General features: G+C 31.9%; 17 protein-coding genes and 1 pseudogene. 2 read left to right on the forward strand and 16 right to left on the reverse strand.

The genetic code is table 11. The annotated features are described in order from the left end of the window. Positions 1 to 146: 146 nt before the first annotated feature. A complete protein-coding gene (uvrC, locus tag NST10_RS04540) occupies positions 147 to 1,928 on the reverse strand; it encodes an excinuclease ABC subunit UvrC (RefSeq protein ID WP_000390514.1) in 1,782 nt (593 codons plus the stop codon). 165 nt (positions 1,929 to 2,093) lie between these two features. Here uvrC and NST10_RS04545 point away from each other — a divergent pair, with 165 nt between their 5' ends. After that, on the forward strand, positions 2,094 to 2,189 hold the full coding sequence (locus NST10_RS04545) for a hypothetical protein (RefSeq protein ID WP_001791491.1): 96 nt from the start codon (positions 2,094 to 2,096) through the stop codon (positions 2,187 to 2,189). 62 nt (positions 2,190 to 2,251) lie between these two features. Here the strand turns inward: NST10_RS04545 and trxA are convergent, their stop codons facing one another. The 5 genes and pseudogenes from trxA to zapA all read right to left on the reverse strand — a co-directional run bounded on the left by trxA (position 2,252) and on the right by zapA (position 7,670). Further along, positions 2,252 to 2,566: a thioredoxin gene (gene trxA / locus NST10_RS04550; RefSeq protein ID WP_001018928.1), complete on the reverse strand. Its 315-nt coding sequence runs from the start codon at positions 2,564 to 2,566 to the stop codon at positions 2,252 to 2,254. Between the two features lie 172 nt (positions 2,567 to 2,738). Continuing rightward, positions 2,739 to 5,087, reverse strand: coding sequence for an endonuclease MutS2 (locus tag NST10_RS04555; protein ID WP_339211535.1), 2,349 nt, complete (start codon positions 5,085 to 5,087; stop codon positions 2,739 to 2,741). 9 nt (positions 5,088 to 5,096) lie between these two features. After that, positions 5,097 to 6,809, reverse strand: coding sequence for a DNA polymerase/3'-5' exonuclease PolX (polX, locus tag NST10_RS04560; protein ID WP_000161937.1), 1,713 nt, complete (start codon positions 6,807 to 6,809; stop codon positions 5,097 to 5,099). A 72-nt stretch (positions 6,810 to 6,881) separates the two neighbouring features. Continuing rightward, positions 6,882 to 7,403 (reverse strand): CvpA family protein, encoded by a 522-nt coding sequence (locus tag NST10_RS04565; protein ID WP_000582582.1) that lies wholly within the window; start codon positions 7,401 to 7,403, stop codon positions 6,882 to 6,884. A gap of 7 nt (positions 7,404 to 7,410) precedes the next feature. Then, positions 7,411 to 7,670 (reverse strand): annotated as a pseudogene (gene zapA / locus NST10_RS04570) (cell division protein ZapA). Between the two features lie 375 nt (positions 7,671 to 8,045). Between zapA and rnhC the strand changes: the two are divergent. After that, complete coding sequence (gene rnhC / locus NST10_RS04575; RefSeq protein WP_001284266.1) at positions 8,046 to 8,984, forward strand: ribonuclease HIII; 939 nt, start codon at positions 8,046 to 8,048, stop codon at positions 8,982 to 8,984. Between the two features lie 301 nt (positions 8,985 to 9,285). Here the strand turns inward: rnhC and pheT are convergent, their stop codons facing one another. From pheT to isdC, 10 genes are all read right to left on the reverse strand, one after another. Next, positions 9,286 to 11,688 carry a phenylalanine--tRNA ligase subunit beta gene (pheT, locus tag NST10_RS04580; RefSeq protein ID WP_000908974.1) on the reverse strand — a complete coding sequence of 801 codons (2,403 nt, stop codon included), beginning with the start codon at positions 11,686 to 11,688 and terminating at the stop codon, positions 9,286 to 9,288. After that, positions 11,688 to 12,746 carry a phenylalanine--tRNA ligase subunit alpha gene (gene pheS, locus NST10_RS04585; protein ID WP_000003566.1) on the reverse strand — a complete coding sequence of 353 codons (1,059 nt, stop codon included), beginning with the start codon at positions 12,744 to 12,746 and terminating at the stop codon, positions 11,688 to 11,690. Before pheS ends, pheT begins: the two co-directional genes overlap by 1 nt. Positions 12,747 to 13,126: 380 nt before the next feature. Beyond that, positions 13,127 to 13,867, reverse strand: a complete 741-nt coding sequence (locus tag NST10_RS04590) for an RNA methyltransferase (RefSeq protein WP_000435380.1) — start codon at positions 13,865 to 13,867, stop codon at positions 13,127 to 13,129. Between the two features lie 239 nt (positions 13,868 to 14,106). Next, the gene (locus NST10_RS04595) at positions 14,107 to 14,214 is read right to left on the reverse strand and encodes a hypothetical protein (RefSeq protein ID WP_010956599.1); all 108 of its coding nucleotides are present in this window, start codon (positions 14,212 to 14,214) and stop codon (positions 14,107 to 14,109) included. Positions 14,215 to 14,250: 36 nt separating this feature from the next. Beyond that, a complete protein-coding gene (gene isdG, locus NST10_RS04600; protein ID WP_000670950.1) occupies positions 14,251 to 14,574 on the reverse strand; it encodes a staphylobilin-forming heme oxygenase IsdG in 324 nt (107 codons plus the stop codon). Between the two features lie 18 nt (positions 14,575 to 14,592). Further along, the gene (gene srtB, locus NST10_RS04605) at positions 14,593 to 15,327 is read right to left on the reverse strand and encodes a class B sortase (protein ID WP_001242414.1); all 735 of its coding nucleotides are present in this window, start codon (positions 15,325 to 15,327) and stop codon (positions 14,593 to 14,595) included. Between the two features lie 61 nt (positions 15,328 to 15,388). Next, positions 15,389 to 16,354 carry a hemin ABC transporter permease protein IsdF gene (isdF, locus tag NST10_RS04610; protein ID WP_000594530.1) on the reverse strand — a complete coding sequence of 322 codons (966 nt, stop codon included), beginning with the start codon at positions 16,352 to 16,354 and terminating at the stop codon, positions 15,389 to 15,391. Positions 16,355 to 16,366: 12 nt separating this feature from the next. Next, positions 16,367 to 17,245, reverse strand: a complete 879-nt coding sequence (isdE, locus tag NST10_RS04615) for a heme ABC transporter substrate-binding protein IsdE (protein ID WP_001220199.1) — start codon at positions 17,243 to 17,245, stop codon at positions 16,367 to 16,369. Then, on the reverse strand, positions 17,242 to 18,318 hold the full coding sequence (isdD, locus tag NST10_RS04620; protein WP_001246693.1) for an iron-regulated surface determinant protein IsdD: 1,077 nt from the start codon (positions 18,316 to 18,318) through the stop codon (positions 17,242 to 17,244). The genes isdE and isdD overlap by 4 nt, the downstream gene beginning before the upstream one ends. Beyond that, positions 18,318 to 19,001, reverse strand: coding sequence for a heme uptake protein IsdC (gene isdC, locus NST10_RS04625; RefSeq protein WP_000789812.1), 684 nt, complete (start codon positions 18,999 to 19,001; stop codon positions 18,318 to 18,320). Before isdC ends, isdD begins: the two co-directional genes overlap by 1 nt. Between the last annotated feature and the right edge of the window lie 22 nt (positions 19,002 to 19,023).

Here is a 19,023-nt window from a genome sequence, read left to right on the forward strand (position 1 = left end):
ATTTAATATTTAAGATTGCTTGTGATGATAAACTTTCTCATTTAGAAAACGCTTCCACGTACATTCAAAAAAATAACTTTGTTAACCATATTGTAACATTATTTCATATATTTTGGGGCATGAGAATGATTCTCACGCCCTGTAATTTATTTATGCAATTGTTCATGTAGGTTCTTTGCAACGTTTTCAGGAATACCTATATTTTTAAAATCTTCAAGTGTAGCTTCCTTCATTTTCTTGATTGAACCGAATGAACGCAATAATAATGTTTTACGTTTGCTACCGATACCATCTATATCATCAAGGATTGATTTCAAGCCTGTCTTTTGACGTGTTTGTCTATGAAATGTGATTGCGAATCTGTGAACCTCATCTTGGATACGGTGCAACAAATAAAATGCTTGGCTATTTTTCTTCAGTGGTACAATTTCTGCACTAGCGCCATATAATAATTCAGATGTTTGGTGTTTATCATTTTTCTGCAAACCTGCAACAGGGATATCAAGACCTAATTCGTTTTGTAGCACATCAATAACCCCGTTCATATGTCCTTTACCACCATCTACTATTATTAAATCAGGTAATGGTAATCCTTCGTTTAAAACGCGAGAATATCGTCGTCTTACTACTTCTCTCATTGATTTGTAATCATCTGGACCTTTAACCGTTTTGATTTTATACTTTCTATAATTTTTCTTGTCTGGTTTACCGTCGACAAATGTAACCATTGCTGACACTGGATCCACACCTTGAATATTAGAATTATCGAATGCTTCAATTCTAATTGGTGTTTGAATTCCCATTTGTGTTCCAAGTTCTTCAATAGCTTTAATTGTTCTGGACTCATCACGTGATATTAATTCAAATTTATTATTTAAGGATACTTTAGCGTTATGTGCAGCTAAGTCAACCATATCTTTTTTGGGACCTCGCGCGGGTTGAACGATTTTAGTGTCCACAACAGATTGAATCATTTCTTTATCCAAATTACGTGGTACATGAACTTCCTTAGGTAAAATATGTTGGTTTAAGCTATAAAATTGTCCAATAAATGTATAAAATTCTTCTTCTTCTGTTTGCTGTAATGGAATCATCGTTGTATCTCGCTTTATCATATTACCTTGTCTTATAAAGAAAACTTGGATACACATCCATCCTTTATCAACACTATAACCAAAGACATCACGAATCGTTTTATCTGATGACATAATTTTTTGTTTGTTAGTTAGATTTTGAATATGTTGAATTAAATCTCTGTATTCTTTAGCTCGTTCAAAATCAAGTGATTCACTTGCAGTTAACATTCTCTCTTCTAAACTTTTTAAAATTGTTTTGTCTTCCCCATTCAGAAAATCAGTAATTTCCTTCGTCATTTGTGCGTATTTACTCAAATCAACGTCATATACACATGGTCCTAAACATTGTCCAATATGGTAATAAAGACATAATTTATCTGGCATCTTATCACATTTGCGATATGGATATATTCTGTCTAATAACTTTTTAGTTTCTTGAGCAGAATATGCATTCGGATACGGTCCGAAATATTTACCAGTACCTTGTTTTACAGTTCTCGTCACTAGTAGTCTAGGATATTTTTCCTTCGTAATTTTAATAAATGGATAACTTTTATCATCCTTTAATAATATATTATATCTTGGTTGATATTGTTTAATCAGATTTAATTCAAGTAAAAGTGACTCTGTTTCACTAGACGTGACAATAAACTCAAAGCGACGTATTTCACCAACCAGTCTCGTTGTTTTAGCATCATGAGCGCCCGTAAAATATGATCGCAATCGATTTCTTAGCTTTTTAGCTTTGCCAACATATATCACTTGATCGTTACGATCTTTCATTAAATAGCAGCCTGGTTCCATAGGTACGACATTTAATTTATTTTTAATTCGTTTCTTATAGTCTTCCAAAAATATCCCCCCTTCTAATTTTAAAATGAATGATGCTACGAAAGCGCTTCAAATTTATCACCGCTAATTCTAGTTCATAATCAACATCTTCGAGTACGACTTTTCATGCACATCATGTAATATTGAACATTGTTTTATCAAACCAACTATTACATATCTATCAGCATGTTTGATTATCATTTAACGTTCATAGATTTATTAATCCCACCATTCTCAAGTCGTAAACAATATGATGACTTATCATTCAACTTTATATATTAAAAACACAAACAAAAACTGGAGCAATTCATTAAAGAAATGCCCCAGTCGTCATTGGTTGTAACTTATAAATGTTTATCTAAAACTTCAGCTAAGTTTTCTTTTGGTTGGAAACCAACAACTTTATCAACTGGTTGACCGTCTTTAAAGACGATTAATGTTGGAATACTCATCACTTCATATTTAGCTGCAGTTGATGGATTTTCATCAACATCTAATTTTAAAATGTCAGCTTTACCTTCATAGTCAGCTGCTAATTCTTCTAATACCGGAGCGATCATTTTACATGGACCACACCATGTTGCCCAAAAATCTACTAATTGTACACCAGATTCTACTTTTGAATCAAAATCTGCATCTGTTACTTTAACGATTGCCATAAATGCCAATCCTCCTTAATTATTATTATGATGTTCAAATTATATCAGATAACATGCTTCATGTATTTCTATTTGCTCAATTTTTATGCTTATTTCAAATAACATGTTTGAAATGTATTCTTGTTGCTTTACATTATTTTAACTGCAGCTAATTAATTTATCAAATTATAATTTATTTTAGTGTTGCAACGGTAACGCCAAATCCACCTTCGCTTGGCATACCACCTCTAAAGTCACTAACACTTTTATGCTTTTTCAAATGTTGTTGTACACCTTTTTGAAGTGCACCTGTACCTTTACCATGAATGATATAAACTTGTTCGTAATTACTTAAAACGGCTTGATCTAAATATTGATCTAGTTCAATTAAAGCATCCTCATAACGATAGCCTCGTAAGTCAAGTTCAGTTTTAATTGTTTGACGATTTTGACGTGTAACCATTTTCGTTGGTTTAACTTTTTCTTTTTGTTTTTTCTCTAAATCTTCAATAGGTAACTTCATTTTAATAATTCCCATTTGAACAATTGCTTCTTCATCATTGACAATTTCTAAAACTTCACCCTTTTGACCGTAAGATAATACTTTTACTTCATCACCAGCAACAATTTTATCGTATTTTTGCTTTTGTACATTTTGCTTTATAGATTTCGCTTCATAATGATCATCTAATCGTTTCTTCTTATCAATCAATTCATGTTCTTTAACATCTGCACCTTTTTGTTCACGCAATTGTCTTAGGTCTTTAATAATATCGTCAGCTTCTTTTGTTGCTGCTTTAATTTTTTGATTCGCTTTTTCTTTAGCATCTTCAATTAGAGATTTTTCATAATTTTGGAATTGTTGATACTGCTTAGATAAATCATCATGCACTTGCTCCGCTTCTTTTACAAGACGGTCCAGTTCTAACCTCTGTGTCTCTACACGTTTGTAATTACGCTCTAATGATTCAATCATTTCATTTATTTCTTTTTCATCAGTACCAATCATCGTCTTAGCCTTATTAATAATATTCAAACTAAGACCTAACTTTTTAGAAATATCAAAAGCATTTGAACGACCCGGCACACCCATTAATAACTTATACGTTGGACTCAATGTATCTACATCAAATTCTACACTCGCATTCATAACGCCTTCTCGATTATAACTATATGCTTTAAGTTCAGGATAGTGCGTCGTTGCCATTACTAGAGAACCAATTTTTCTAACATGATCTAAAATGCTCATTGCTAATGCAGCACCTTCACTTGGATCTGTACCTGCACCTAATTCATCAAATAAAACTAAACTATGTTTGTCTGCATTCTTTAAAATTTCAACTATATTCGTCATATGAGATGAAAAAGTTGATAATGATTGTTCTATTGATTGTTCATCTCCGATATCGCAATATACGTTTTTAAATACACTCAACTGACTACCATCAAGTGTTGGAATCAACAATCCTGATTGAGCCATAACAATAATTAAACCTAATGTTTTTAATGTTACTGTTTTACCACCTGTATTCGGTCCTGTAATAATTACCGTTTCAATATCTTCCATAAATTTGATGGTATTAGCTACAACAGTCTCACGATTTAATAATGGATGGTATGCTTTAGGTAAATATACAGTACGTTCCTCTTTAAATATCGGCTTTGTTCCTTTAATACTTCTACTATATCTCGCTTTTGCGATTAAAAAATCTAACTGACCCATGACTTGTTCTGCCACAAGTAGTGCATCTTTGTCCGCAGCAACATAACCAGTTAGTTGCGTTAAAATGCGTTCTTTTTCAATTGCTTCATCATGACGTAATCGACTAATTTGATTATTCATTTCAACAACTGATGATGGCTCAATATACAATGTTTGTCCTGAAGCAGATTGATCATGTACAATCCCATTAAAATCTTGTCGATATTCAGCTTTGACAGGTATAACGTTTCTTTCATTCCTAACTGTTACAATAGCATCTGATAATTTTTTCTGATTTGCTTGGCTTTTAACAATACGGTCCAAATTTTGTCTAATACGTTGATTCGTGCTAGAAATTTTACTTCTAATCCCTTGCAATTCATAACTCGCATTATCATATAAATCATACGTATCGCATGTTTCATTTATTTGTTGAAAAAGATCAGTTAACACAGGTAATTGATTCATCTTGTCATCTAATATTGGGTATTTAACACCTTCATCTTCTTCAACCAATTGATTATAAAATGTCTTAAATTGATTTTGTACTTGAATTAATCTTTTTATCAAGTTAAGCTCTGATACATTTAAAACGCCGCCAATATTAGCGCGATGAATGAATGCTGATACTTTAGATAAGCCACTCAAGCTTGGTAAACGATGCTTATTATAGATTTGAGCAATCTCATCCGTTTCTTCCATTTGAAAAACAACCGTTTCAAAATTAGTAGCTGGCATCATTTGATTGACCTTTTCCAAGCCTAAGTCACTAATTGTTTCATTGGCAACGAGTGATTTTATTTTATCAAATTCTAAGACGTCTAATGTTTTTTGTCTCATAAAATCCCTCTATTTCTTAAGTTTTATATTATTTTCAATAAAGTCTTTAAAAGCTTCACGCGATAATGCGTTAATCACTCTATCTTTTGTTACAAATCCTTTTTGCGCAGTTGCTACGCCATAATTCATAAAATCTAAATGATTTGTATGATGGGCATCAGTGTTAATAGTTAATTTCACATTTGGATATTTACGAACGATATCAGCGCTCAAATCCAGTCGATGTGGATTGGCATTAATTTCTAATACTGTATTCGTTTCTTCAGCTAATGCCATTAATTGTTCAATATTCGGTTTATAACCATCTCTTCTACCTATAATACGCCCTGTTGGATGCGCTATATGTCGCACGTATGGATTGCGACATGCATTAGCTAATCGTTCCATAATTTGTTCTTCTGATTGGTTAAAGCTTTGATGAATAGCTCCAATTACGTAATCAAGTTGTGCTAAAATTTCATCATCATAATCCAGCGAGCCATCAGGTAATATATCCATTTCTGTACCCGAATAAATATCAATTTCACTATATTCTTTATCTAAAGCTTTAATTTCTTCGTTTTGTCTTAAAAGTCTTTCTACTTGTAAGCCATTAGCAACACGTAAACTTTGTGAATGATCAGTAATTACCATGAATTTATAACCTTTTGCGATATTTGCTTCTACCATGTCTCGAATGGAAAACGCACCATCACTAAACGTTGTATGCATATGAATATCACCATTAATATCATCTAATGTAATGATATTACTTAGATCTTTATCAAATTCGCTACCATCTTCTCTCATAGCAGGTGGTATAAAATTCACATTAAAATGTTCATATATTTTGGCTTCACTATCATATTGAATTAATGTACCATCAGCTTGTTCAATTCCATATTCACTTACTTTTTCATCCCGTGCTTTAGCAAGTTGTCGAATTCTTATATTATGTTCTTTTGACCCAGTAAAATGCTGCAATGTATGATAAAAAGCCCTTGGTTCAATTAATCGAAAATCGACACCAATCGTTTCATCATCATACGCTAATTCTAATGAAACTTTTGTGTTCCCCACTGCAACTTCTTTTACTTTATTGGGAATATTTAATAATTGCTGCTGCACTGCTTTTGGGTTATCGGTACTTATTATGAAATCTAAATCTTTGCTCATTTCTTTAAAACGACGGAAGCTTCCTGCAGATGAATATTGATCGATATAATTTAATGTATCTATATAATCAATGATTTCTTGATTAAGTCTTCTCATTTGATCAATTGGATATCTATCTTTCTTAGCACCAAGTTGTTTCACAGCTTCTAATATGTTTTGTTCCGTTTTCTTAGCAAATCCGCTTAATTCACTAACTTTTCCATTTTCACAAGCAACTTGAAGTGAAGCTTTATCAACAATATTCAACTCTTTATATAGCTTAGCAATTTTCTTGCTTCCAAGTCCTTGAATTTTCAAAAGTGGAATAAGACCTTCCGGAACTTCTTCCTGTAATTGCTGTAAATACTGAGATTCACCGGTCTCACGGTAATCATTGATTACTTCTGCAACACCTTTACCAATGCCTTTTAACTCCGTTACATCAGATATTTCATCTAATGGTCGTTCATCTAATTCAAGACTTTGAGCTGCTTTTCGATACGCTGATATTTTAAAAGTATTTTCCCCTTTTAATTCCATATAAGTAGCAATTTGTTCTAATAGTTTGATAACATCTTTTTTTGTCATAATAACACTCCATAAAAAGAAGACCAGGACGTATCATTAATATATACCTTTGTCCTGACCTCTTATGATAATTTATAAATTAATGGTGAAAGCCGATAAATATGGGATGTGAAAAATCAATGAATGACTCACAATAGATATTTTAAGCTGATGTTGTAATGCTTCGTTAGGATATAATGCCAATAGATATAACGTAAAGTGTAAGACAATTATCGTCATAAACACACCAACTATCATTCCCATTGCACGACTGAAAATATGAATGTTTTGATACGCTATTATTTTATCAAAAGTTACGATAATTAGATATAAAATGAACTTACAAAACAATGCAATCATTAAAAAAGCTACAATCGCTTCAAATCGATTTTGTAGATGATTAAAATGAAACGCAAAAGTTGTATTAAATGCTGTTGTTTTAGGATATGGAATAAATACAATTAATCTTTCTACAATAGATTTGTAAAATTGACTGGCAATCCACAATGATACAATCGTTGCACTCAAATGTATCATAGATAACCAAAAACCTCGTCTGAATCCAACGATGACAAAATACACAAAGAAAATGATTATGATAAAATCAATGATCATTTATTGCTCACGCTGCTGCAATTTGTGAATTTGTTGTTTCAAACGTCGATTTTCTTCTTCTAGTAGTACTTTTTCATGCATAATATTCACAGCAGTTAGTATTGCTTTTCTTGAAGTATCTAAACCTGCTGCTTTATACCCTAATTCTTTTATTTTATCATCAACTAAATGTGCTACATATCGTATGTGCTCTGGGTTATCTTCCCCAACAATTGTAAAAAGCTGATCATTAATTGATACATTTACCTTGTTTTTAAACTGTGCCATTTATAATTTCTCCTGATCCTTTTTTTAAAATCTAAATTCACGTTATAAAATATGACTGGATAGTTTGTCTGAATTTGATACTAATATTGTTATATTGCAATTATGATAAAACAACAACACAATCTCTATAGATGACTTAATGTTCTTTTTATAATGAAATGAAATAATGTAAAGAATTTTCTATTCAATACTTTACCATGTTTAAATTGTGTCACTATAACATTTTCATAAACATTATACATGACCACTATGTATTTTGTAAGTATCCGCAATTAATTCTTTACAACATATATAAATGTTTCTGACGTTATTATCATTTATGATATGATTATTTTTGCTAATGATAATGAAATTATTACGAAAGGATTTACACAAATGGCGAATATCGTTTTTAAATTGTCGGATAAAGACATAACGACATTAATGTCACGCATTTCTTTTGATACTGAGAATTTACCTCAAGGTATGAAAGCACGTGCAAAGTATCAAAATACAACTGTAAATATTTACCAATCAGGTAAAGTCATGTTTCAAGGTAATCATGCAGAAGCTGTGTCTGAAGAACTTCTACCGCAGCATTCTCAATTGAATACTAATAAAACTAAAAAGAAAAATACGGCCAATTCTTCTCTTGAACAGACTTTAATGTATGATCAATTTAACTGTATTGGTAGTGATGAGGCTGGAAGTGGCGATTACTTTGGTCCGTTGACTGTGTGTGCTGCTTTTGTTACCAAAGAGCATGTCCCTATTTTAAAAACTTTGGGTGTAGATGATTCAAAAAAATTAACCGATACTAAAATTGTAGAACTTGCTGAGCAATTGGTTACTTTCATCCCACATTCACTATTAACACTACACAATGAAAAATATAATATTCAGCAAGCAAAAGGCTGGACTCAAGTAAAAATGAAAGCTGTTCTTCATAATGAAGCCATCAAAAATGTACTTGAAAAAATTGATTCGTCTCAATTAGATTATATCGTCATTGATCAGTTCGCAAAACGCGAAGTGTATAGCCATTACGCATTATCTGATATACCACTTCCAAAGAAAACAAAATTTGAAACAAAAGGAGAATCGAAGTCATTAGCCATTGCAGTGGCAAGCATAATTTCTAGATACGCATTTATTACATATATGGATCAAATATCAAAAAATATTAATATGACGATTCCTAAAGGTGCTGGTGCTAAAGTCGATGTAATCGCCGCCAAAATAATAAAAAATTACGGTATTTCACGTTTAGATTCCATTTCAAAAAAACATTTCAAAAATCGTGAAAAAGCCCAAAAAATTTTAAAGCCTCTTTGATTTATAATCATTAGAGGCTTTTATGCAGTTGTGCAAAGCATCAACTGTAATCCGCTGAGCCTCTATGATTTATAATCAAGATAAATTGGATCCTAATAGGAAATCCTATTAGGTAAGTCATACTAATTTGCTTTGTTCATAAGTATGACTTTATATGCAGTTGTGCAAAGCATCAACTGAAAACCACTCTTCCTCTTTGATTTATAAATGAAATGGAACCTAATAGGTGAATCCAAAAATAAAACCCCATGTTAGTGATATCAATCTACTTCAGATATCCTTATACATGGGGTTTAAATCATTATCTAATAACAGCACCTTGTTCAATTAATGCTGCTTCAATTTCCGCTTGTACTTTTGAAACGCGTTCATCTGTCAATGTTTCTTCTGTGTCTAAATAATTTAAACGTATTGCAATTGATTTTTTACCTTTTTCTAAATGTTCGCCCTGATATACATCAAAGACAAGTGTATCTTTTAATATATTGCCACCGTGTGCATGAATCGTTGATAATAAATCAGCTGCTGGAATATTTTGATCTACTTCTAATGCAATGTCACGAGACATGCCTGGGAATCTCGGAATTGGCTGGTAATTAATGTAACCTACCGACACAGCCATTAATGCATCAAAATTCAACTCAAAAACATACGTACGTTTTAAATCATTATCAGCTGCTAATGTTGGGTGTAATTCACCAATAAAACCAATAACTTTATTCTCTAATAAGATTTCAGCTGTACGACCTGGATGTAATCCATCAATATCAGCACGACGATAACTAAATTCAAGGTTTAACTTTTCAGATACTCGATCCACGACACCTTTTGCTAAATAAAAATCAACCGTTTCTTTCTTACCTTGCCATTGATTGACTACATAATCTCCAGTTAAAATACCACTTAAATATTCAACTTGATCTGGTAGTTCACCTTCACCATTAGCAAAGAAGACATTGCCGATTTCAAATAATTTTACATCTTTATTTTTACGTGCCACATTATATGATGCCGCTTCGATTAAATGTGGTAATAAACTTTGACGTAATGACGCATGCGCTTCACTCATTGGCATCAATAAATCAATTGTTTGACGCTGTTGCATCGCAAATGCAGTAGCATCTTCTTTAGAAACTAACGAATACGTAATAGCTTGGTCTAATCCAGCACCTTCTAACACTTCTTTAACCATTCTCGTTTTATATTGGCGATCAGTTAACTGACCACTAGTAACTTTTTCGAAGACAGGTAATGTTGAAGGAATATCATCGTAACCATAAATACGTGCAACTTCTTCAATTAAATCTTCTTTAATTGTAATATCTTTGCGACGTGACGGCACTTGCACTGTAATAACATCATCATTTATTTCTGTATCAAACCCTAATTGATTAAAAATAGTAACAATATCATTTTGTGACAAATCAAATCCAATAGTGCGATTAATTTTATCAGCAGTGATGTCGATTGGTGTAATAAATGCACCAAGTTCTCCTGAAGACACTCTATCTTTTAGCACTTTTCCGTTTGCATAAGTTTGTAATAAATAACATGCACGGTCGACTGCTTCATCTACAAATTCAGTAGCTATTCCTTTTTCAAAACGACTAGATGATTCACTGCGTAAATTTAAACGTCTTGATGTATGACGAATTGAAACTGGATCAAAAATAGCACCTTCAATAACTATATTTGATGTATGTTCTTTAACTTCTGAAAAATCGCCACCCATAACACCAGCTAATGCAATTGGAGTTTGTCCATTAGTAATAACAATATCGCTCGTTAATAATTCACGTTCTGTATCATCTAATGTTGTCATTTTTTCGCCTTCATTAGCTTGACGAACAACAATCTGTTGTGAACCAATCGCATCTTGATCAAACATGTGCAATGGTTGACCGTATTCTAATAACACATAATTTGAGATGTCGACAACATTATTAATAGGACGTATACCTGCTTTTATTAAGCGTACTTGCATCCAAATTGGCGAAGGTTCAATTGTCACGTCGTGAACAACACGTGCACTATAATATGGTACTTTATCTTCATTTTCAATTGTCACAGTCAGTTCATCATTTGCAGATAACTCAAGCTCATTTGATGTTGTCTCTGGCTTAGTCATTTTTGTATTATATAATGCTGCAACTTCATAAGCAGTACCTATCATACTTAAAGCATCAGCACGATTCGGCGTTAAATCAAATTCCATTACTTGATCATCTAAATATAAAGCTTGTAAGGCATCTGTTCCTGGAACTTGGGATTCACTAAATACAAAAATGCCTGATTCAAAACTTTTCGGTATATAGTTACTTGAAATACCAATTTCTTGTAACGAACAAATCATACCTTCCGAACGTTCACCGCGTAATTTGGCACGCTTAATTTTAATACCACCAGGCAATCTACCACCTACTTTAGCAACAATGACATATTGTCCTGCATCAACGTTCGGGGCACCACATACGATTTGTACAGGTTCGTCTTCTCCGATATCAACTTGGCAAACATTTAATTTATCAGCATCAGGATGTTTCTCTTTTGACTTAACGAAGCCAACAACTAAATTTTTGATATCTTTTGTGTAGTCAATTAAATCATCCACTTCAATACCTGTGCGCGTAATACGTTCTGCCAAATTACTTACAGAATCATCGATTGTTACATATTCTTTCAACCATTCATTTGATATCAACATTACATGTCACCTCTATCTTCTACCGCTTTAAATTGATCTAAAAATCTCACATCATTAGTATAGAAATGACGAATATCTTCTATACCATATTTCAACATTGCAATACGGTCTGGTCCCATACCAAATGCAAATCCAGAGTACTCTGAAGAATCAAAACCAGCCATTTCTAATACATTAGGATGTACCATTCCAGCGCCTAAAATTTCAATCCATCCTGTGTGTTTACACACATTACAACCTTTTCCTTTACATTTAAAACATGACACATCAACTTCTACAGAAGGTTCAGTGAATGGGAAGTAACTTGGACGTAAACGAATTTCACGATCAGCACCAAATAATTTCTTAGCTAACAATTCTAAAGTACCTTTCAAATCACTCATTTTAACGTTTTTATCAACAACTAATCCTTCAATTTGTGTAAATTGATGACTATGTGTCGCATCATCAGAGTCACGACGATACACTTTACCAGGGCAAATAATTTTAACTGGACCTTGACCATGACGTGATTCCATCGTACGTGCTTGCACTGGTGATGTATGCGTACGTAATAAAATTTCATCCGTAATATAGAAACTATCTTGCATATCACGTGCAGGGTGTGATTTAGGTAAATTCAGCATTTCGAAGTTATAATGATCTTGTTCAACTTCATATCCATTGACAATTTCATAACCTAAACCTAAGAATAAGTCTTCAATTTCTTCTATTGTACGTGTTAATGGATGCTTTGAACCGATTTCAATATGACGACCTGGTAATGATACATCAATTGTTTCTTCAGCCAATTGCTTATTTAATTTTTCTTTAACTAACATCTGTTGTCTTTCATCTAATTCATTTTGAATTGTTTGACGCAATTCATTCACTTTTTGACCAAACGCAGGCTTCTCTTCATTCGGCAAATCCTTCATCAATTTCATTAGTCCGCTAACTGACCCTTTTTTACCTAAGTATTTCACTTTAACTTCTTGCAGTGCACGTTCATCATTTGCTTCATTAATATCTACAAGCGCTTGTTGTTTTAACTCTGACATTGTTTGTTGTTCAGACATATGTCACTGACCTCCCTATTCGAACTATTCATTTTCTATTTATCATATTTGTTGTTTAACTAAAAAAAGACTTTCATCCTCTTAAAAAATAAGGGACGAAAGTCATTTCCGTGGTACCACCCAAATTTATGCCTAAGCATACACTTGTTTAATATTGATAACGGATTGTCTTTCCGACTTAAATCTCTTTAAGTAACCAAAAAGGTGAAAAGACTTTAAATAATTGGAATAACTTGCAGTCACGATTATTCTCCCTAAAACAATTATTTATATAAATGTCCATGCCTTTTTATTGGTTTATATTCAATTGTGTATGCAATCACGTAGAAATGTTCTGTTAAACAATTAATTATAATTATATCGGAAAACTTTCAACACGGTCAACCTTTCAAATGATAAAGTAAAATACTACCTGCAATCGCTACATTTAAACTTTCAGCTTTACCATAAATAGGTATGATTAAATTTTGTGTAGTATGTGCTAATAATTCAGGATTAACACCTTCTCCCTCATTACCTAATAGTAATGCAAAAGAATCACTTGAAGTAACTTCTTTATATGCCACTGCGTTTTCAAGTGCTGTACCATAAACAGGACCATTAAACTGAGTAATAAACGTATCGAGATCTTGTGTCATAACTGGCAAATGAAAAACACTACCTTGACTCGCTCGCAACACTTTATCTTGATAAGGATCTGTCGTACCCTTTTCCATTATTACAGCATCCATTCCAGCAGCATCCGCAGTTCTAATTAATGTGCCTAAATTTCCAGGATCTTGAACACGATCGATAAGCAATACTTGTTGTGCTTTAGAAATATCATATTGTGGCTTCTCAATGATTGCGAAAAACCCTTGTGGTGTCACTGTACCTGATAAAGATTCAGCAACTTTCATGTTTATTTCAAAAACTTCTTGCGCGTATGCGATAATTTGCTGATCTAATCTTGCCGGTTCAATTGCAAATAATTGTGTAATTACAATCCCACTTTGATAAGCTTCTTCAATTAAATGCACACCTTCAATTAAAGCTAATCCAGTTTTATCCCTCTCACGTTTCTTTTTTAGCTTGTTCGCTTGTTTAATTCTATTATTTTGTGCAGAAGTAATTTGTTCCATAGATAGCTCCTCGCTTTATTTTTAAAAATAAAAATATTAATCATTAATAAGATGAAAACATTTGATTGTATAGTTAATATTAATTAATCGATTTTATCACTCATATTATTTCAAATTGTATAAATTTCTTTTATCGATACTACTACTATAAATCATACGCCCCAAAATATCATTATTAATTCTTTTCTTCTTCAAAATAAATCAAAATCATATATTTGATGATTATTTTCAAAGCACATTCATATCAAACTACGTTTTAGCAATTTGTTGTTAGCATGTTTGTGTTCATTAAAAAAACGACCATCATCGGTATCATGTATGGTCGTTACAAAAGCTAACAATACCAATTGTCATAACAAGTACTGCAACCTTTTTAAATTCAATTATTTCATGTAACTATAGCCTATATCATATGTAATTACTTTGTTATTAATAATCGGGCTACTTTCATCTTCATTTTTACTTCTAACATGTTTATGTGCTGCTTTAAAGACATCAGATTTTAACCAATCCGTAAAAGCTTGCTTTGATTTCCAAACTGTTAAAATTTTCACTTCATCAAAATCTTCTTGTTCTAAAGTTTGTGTAACAAACATGCCATCAAAGCCTTCTAATGTTTCAATCCCATGTCTCGTGTAAAATCGTTCTATAATATCTTTTGCTGTTCCTTTTGTTAACGTCAGCCTATTTTCTGCCATAAATTTCATAATTATCCTCTTTTCTGTTTAACTTACCTTAATTATTTTTGCGACAACAACAATTCTTTTCGTTGTTTCACTATATGCATCTTCGCACGTTGATAAAGTCATTATTTTATCTTTTACCGTTACATTAACATCTGAGTTAATTACAGATTTACGTTTTGTCTCATCTAAAAATTGTTGATAATCTTGATCATTTTCAAAATCTGTACGTATGTAATTATCTTTAGTAGTAGTTTTATATGCACTAAATACTTGCAATTGATATTTACCATATTTATTGTCAAATTCAATTATCTTGTGTTTTTCATAAAAAGATTGCTTTAAATAATCTTCTAACACATCAAACATCGTATTATCACCGACATGGTGCCCGTATAAAATAGTATTATGATTTAAAATCTTCAATTCATTTCTAAAATCCATAAAAATACTACCTTTACGTCGATGTTCTCGCTCAAAATCTAAATTTAAATAATCGTGATTTGTCTTACCTTGTAGTACTGGATAATTCAATGATGTTCCTGATAATTTTATCCATCCAACAATGTCTTTATTTATTTTTTCAAGTGATTCAAATTGTGGTCTCACATGTGCTTGATGTTTGCTCATCAACATTTGAAATTTTTGTTGTAATTTCTCATAATTTGCGCGTTCTTGCTTGTCTTCAATATATGTTTGAACAATTTTGTAACCAAAAATGATAATAATTACAACCAATAAAATTTGTACAATAGTTAAAAATCGCTTCATTCTCATAAAAATCCTCTTTTATTAACGACGTTTCTTCAGTCATCACTAAACCAGTTGTTGTACCGTTTTAGATTCGATTTCGTTGACTTTGACAAATTAAGTAAATTAGCATTGGACCACCGACAATCATTAAAATAGCATTGGCTGGAATTTCTAAAGGAGGCTGTATCACTCGTCCTAATAAATCAGCCACTAACAATAGCCATGCACCAATAACTGTAGAAAACGGAATAAGTACTCTGTAATTGCCCCCAACTAGCTTTCTAACCACATGTGGCACAATAATACCTAAAAAGGCTAGTTGTCCAACAATCGCAACAGTTGCACTTGCTAAAAATACTGCTAATAAACCTGTTAACCATCTGTAACGATCAATATTAAAACCGATACTTCGCGCTTGTATGTCATCTAAATTTAGTAAATTCAATTTAGGGGACAATAGTAATGTTAATATTAATCCCAATAATGCTGATACTGCTAATATGTATACGTCACTCCATATTTTCATTGTTAAGCCTTGAGGAATTTTCATTAAAGGGTTTTGAGTTAAAATTTCTAAAACACCATTTAATAATACGAATAACGCAACACCTACTAATATCATACTAACAGCATTGAATCTAAATTTAGAATGCAACAATATAATTATTAAAAATGGTATTAAACCTCCAATAAAACTTAATAATGGTAAGTAAAAGTACAATTGTGGAATAAACAACATACAAAGTGCTCTCATTATAAGTGCACCTGATGAAACGCCAATGATATTCGCCTCTGCCAAAGGATTTTGTAGTGCTGCTTGTAATAATGCTCCAGAAACTGCTAACATTGCGCCAACCATCAATGCAATTAATATACGTGGCAATCGCAAATCAATAATTGAATCCACTGCTTCATTGCTACCAGTTGTAAATTTTGTAAATAGGTCATTAAATGACAATTTAATTGTACCGGTTACAAACGAAATATAAGCCGTTGCGATTAAAATGACTAACAAACATAAAAATAGTAGTTTCTTTTTATTTTTTATCATCATATCAACTCACTATTTTTTATCCTTATAAAATAAATCATATAATTGAGTCATTGCCTTATCAGCATCAACATTTGCTGTAATACCGAATGGCACTTCCTCTAAGTCATAAACATGATTATTTTTCACAGCTTTAAAATGTTTCCAAATATCATTTTGTTTAAATTCTTTTTGAAACATTTTCTTAACTTCTTCAGGCATTCCGTGTGGTAATCGTAAAATAATATCTGGATTGATATTCAACAAATTTTCAGTATTAGACGAAATATATTGACGATCTTTCACTTTAATAACATTTTCTCCACCTGCTATTTTAACTAAATCACCAATATATGATTTATCAGTTGCTACTAAATAGCTACCAGGTACACCCATTAATATTAATACTTTGGGATGTTTCTTTTGTTTAGCTGCTTTATTTTCAATTTTTTGCTTTACAGAATTTAAATGGTCATTTAATTCTTTTGCTTGTGCTTTACGATTAAATTGATCACCTAATTGTGTAATCGACTTTTGCATCCCTTTTAAACTATCAAAATCATAAAAGTAGCCTTTCATATTTAATTGTTTGTAAAATGGTTGCATTTCATCTTTAATCGTTGACACACTCAAAACATGTGTTGGTTTTAACTTTTTAACAGCTTCAACATTCGGCTCCATTGGTTGACCAATTTCCGGTACATCTTTATAACGATTAGGCAATGTCTTATATGACGTGGGTTTGCCGACAATTGGTAAATCCAATTTGTCCAATGTCATTGTCAATGCAACAGTTGTTGGTACGATTCTGAATTCGCCGGATTTAGTTGATTCTTGAGAACTGGAAGATTGACAGCTGGTTAAGATAACGACGCTTATCACTAAAATGGTTAAATACTTTATGATTCTCAAACTTGGTTACCTCTCTTTCTGCTGTATAAATGTGCCGAAATAAGTAAAATGGTTGCTAACACAATGCCAACTGCAAATAACATATATTGCTTTTTATGATTTGGTTCATCAAGTTCTTTAATATCACTAGATAATTGACTACTATTCTTGCTATCATCATCTCTATTAAAAGCTGGTAACGCTTTTTCTTTTTCAACTACTTTTTTCTTTTCCTTTTTTGATTTTTCATCTTTATGTTTCGGTTGCTCTTTGTGATTATTTTCAACCTTTTTTACTGTTGGAGGGCTATTTTCAACTTTTAATGTACCTGATGCTTTAGGTCGCTCGTTTTCAATCTTTTTATTACTGTCTTGTTGCACTTTATCTTTTTGTACAGGAATATCATTTAATCCTTTTTCAGTAAAAAGGCTAGTACGTCTTTCCTTAATGTCTGATTTTTGACTATCTTTTTTGTCATCAATATCTTTTTTAAGCTGATCTTGATTATTTTCTTGATTTTGATGTTTTGAAGGCACTTCTTTTGCATCGTCATGTTGTACTTTTTTCTCTTTAAAATGAATAGAATACAGCATTTCTTTGTTATCTAGATCTTTCTTTTCAGCCAACGTTTTAACATGCATATTGATTTTATCCATATGCTGTTCAATTAAAATTCTTACTATTGTGTCATCCTTTTCATCTTTTATAACAAAGGGGAATTCTTCATTTTTGTCATTTTGAAAAACAAGTTGTTCTTTATCAATTTGACCTTTTAGTTTTACTTGCAAGTAAATTTTACCAGTCATATCTGAAATCAATTGCGCCTTTTCGTCAACTAGTTGTTGTTCCTCAGTTACATTTTTATTTTCTTGATTAAAAATTAGTAATTCTAACGCTTTATTCTCTTTTATCTTTTCATCAAAAATTGATGAAGTTAATTCTGTTTTATCTTTTGCTTCAGGTTGATTAAATTTGGCTGATGGATATTTTATCTCATCAGCCAACACGCTACCAATCATTGTTGTATATGTAAGAATACCTAAGCTAATAATAGCTATAATAGATTTTGTAGCAATTTGTTTAACATTTCTCATTATTCCACATTGCCTTTAGATTTTTTTCTAACAAACAATGTGATTGCGATTAATAATGCTAAGGATGCAACTGGTATTGCATATATATATGCAGGTGTACCAGCATTTGTTTGTGGATTTTCTACTTTGTCTTTATTCGAACTGTTAGATTCACTTTGACCAGTAGTCGCTCCATCAGATCCTTTGTCACTACCTGAAGCAGAATTTTTATCATCTTTACCTGGTGCATTAGCACCTGCTACATCAGATGGTCCATTAAATTTATATGTAATATTGTAATGATGGTCATATTTGAAAGGTTTTCCGTTCACTTTTTCATCGATATAAACATCAATTTTCCCATCTATTTTACCGTTTAGCTTACTTACTTCAAATTCAGAAGTTCGTTCATCTTTGGCAGTATTTTTACTAATAATTCTTTCTTTATGTCCTTCTATACTCATTCCTGTAATCCAATGACTGTGGTTTACAGTTATTTGAACATACAATTTACCATTTTTCTTAATGTACTTTGCCGGTTTATTAAAATAGTCATTAGCAATCGACGTGTCATTGGTATTGTATTTGTAAACCTCATAATTCAAAGTACCGCTATCTGCGGCATTTGCAGTATTACTGAATGTCGCGATGATGATAATTAACGCTAAAATCATTGTATTAAAAACTTTTAAAATATTTTTCAAAACATAATCCTCCTTTTTATGA

Source organism: Staphylococcus sp. FSL W8-0305, from assembly GCF_037966415.1.
In the GTDB taxonomy this organism is placed as follows: domain Bacteria; phylum Bacillota; class Bacilli; order Staphylococcales; family Staphylococcaceae; genus Staphylococcus; species Staphylococcus aureus.

What these genes read in the sequence shown, in the direction of transcription:
- NST10_RS04545 (WP_001791491.1), top strand. Translation starts at nt 2,094, where the DNA reads ATGTTTGATTATCATTTAACGTTCATAGATTTATTAATCCCACCATTC.
- trxA (WP_001018928.1), bottom strand. Translation starts at nt 2,566, where the DNA reads ATGGCAATCGTTAAAGTAACAGATGCAGATTTTGATTCAAAAGTAGAA.
- NST10_RS04555 (WP_339211535.1), bottom strand. Translation starts at nt 5,087, where the DNA reads ATGAGACAAAAAACATTAGACGTCTTAGAATTTGATAAAATAAAATCA.
- polX (WP_000161937.1), bottom strand. Translation starts at nt 6,809, where the DNA reads ATGACAAAAAAAGATGTTATCAAACTATTAGAACAAATTGCTACTTAT.
- NST10_RS04565 (WP_000582582.1), bottom strand. Translation starts at nt 7,403, where the DNA reads ATGATCATTGATTTTATCATAATCATTTTCTTTGTGTATTTTGTCATC.
- rnhC (WP_001284266.1), top strand. Translation starts at nt 8,046, where the DNA reads ATGGCGAATATCGTTTTTAAATTGTCGGATAAAGACATAACGACATTA.
- pheT (WP_000908974.1), bottom strand. Translation starts at nt 11,688, where the DNA reads ATGTTGATATCAAATGAATGGTTGAAAGAATATGTAACAATCGATGAT.
- pheS (WP_000003566.1), bottom strand. Translation starts at nt 12,746, where the DNA reads ATGTCTGAACAACAAACAATGTCAGAGTTAAAACAACAAGCGCTTGTA.
- NST10_RS04590 (WP_000435380.1), bottom strand. Translation starts at nt 13,867, where the DNA reads ATGGAACAAATTACTTCTGCACAAAATAATAGAATTAAACAAGCGAAC.
- isdG (WP_000670950.1), bottom strand. Translation starts at nt 14,574, where the DNA reads ATGAAATTTATGGCAGAAAATAGGCTGACGTTAACAAAAGGAACAGCA.
- srtB (WP_001242414.1), bottom strand. Translation starts at nt 15,327, where the DNA reads ATGAGAATGAAGCGATTTTTAACTATTGTACAAATTTTATTGGTTGTA.
- isdF (WP_000594530.1), bottom strand. Translation starts at nt 16,354, where the DNA reads ATGATAAAAAATAAAAAGAAACTACTATTTTTATGTTTGTTAGTCATT.
- isdD (WP_001246693.1), bottom strand. Translation starts at nt 18,318, where the DNA reads ATGAGAAATGTTAAACAAATTGCTACAAAATCTATTATAGCTATTATT.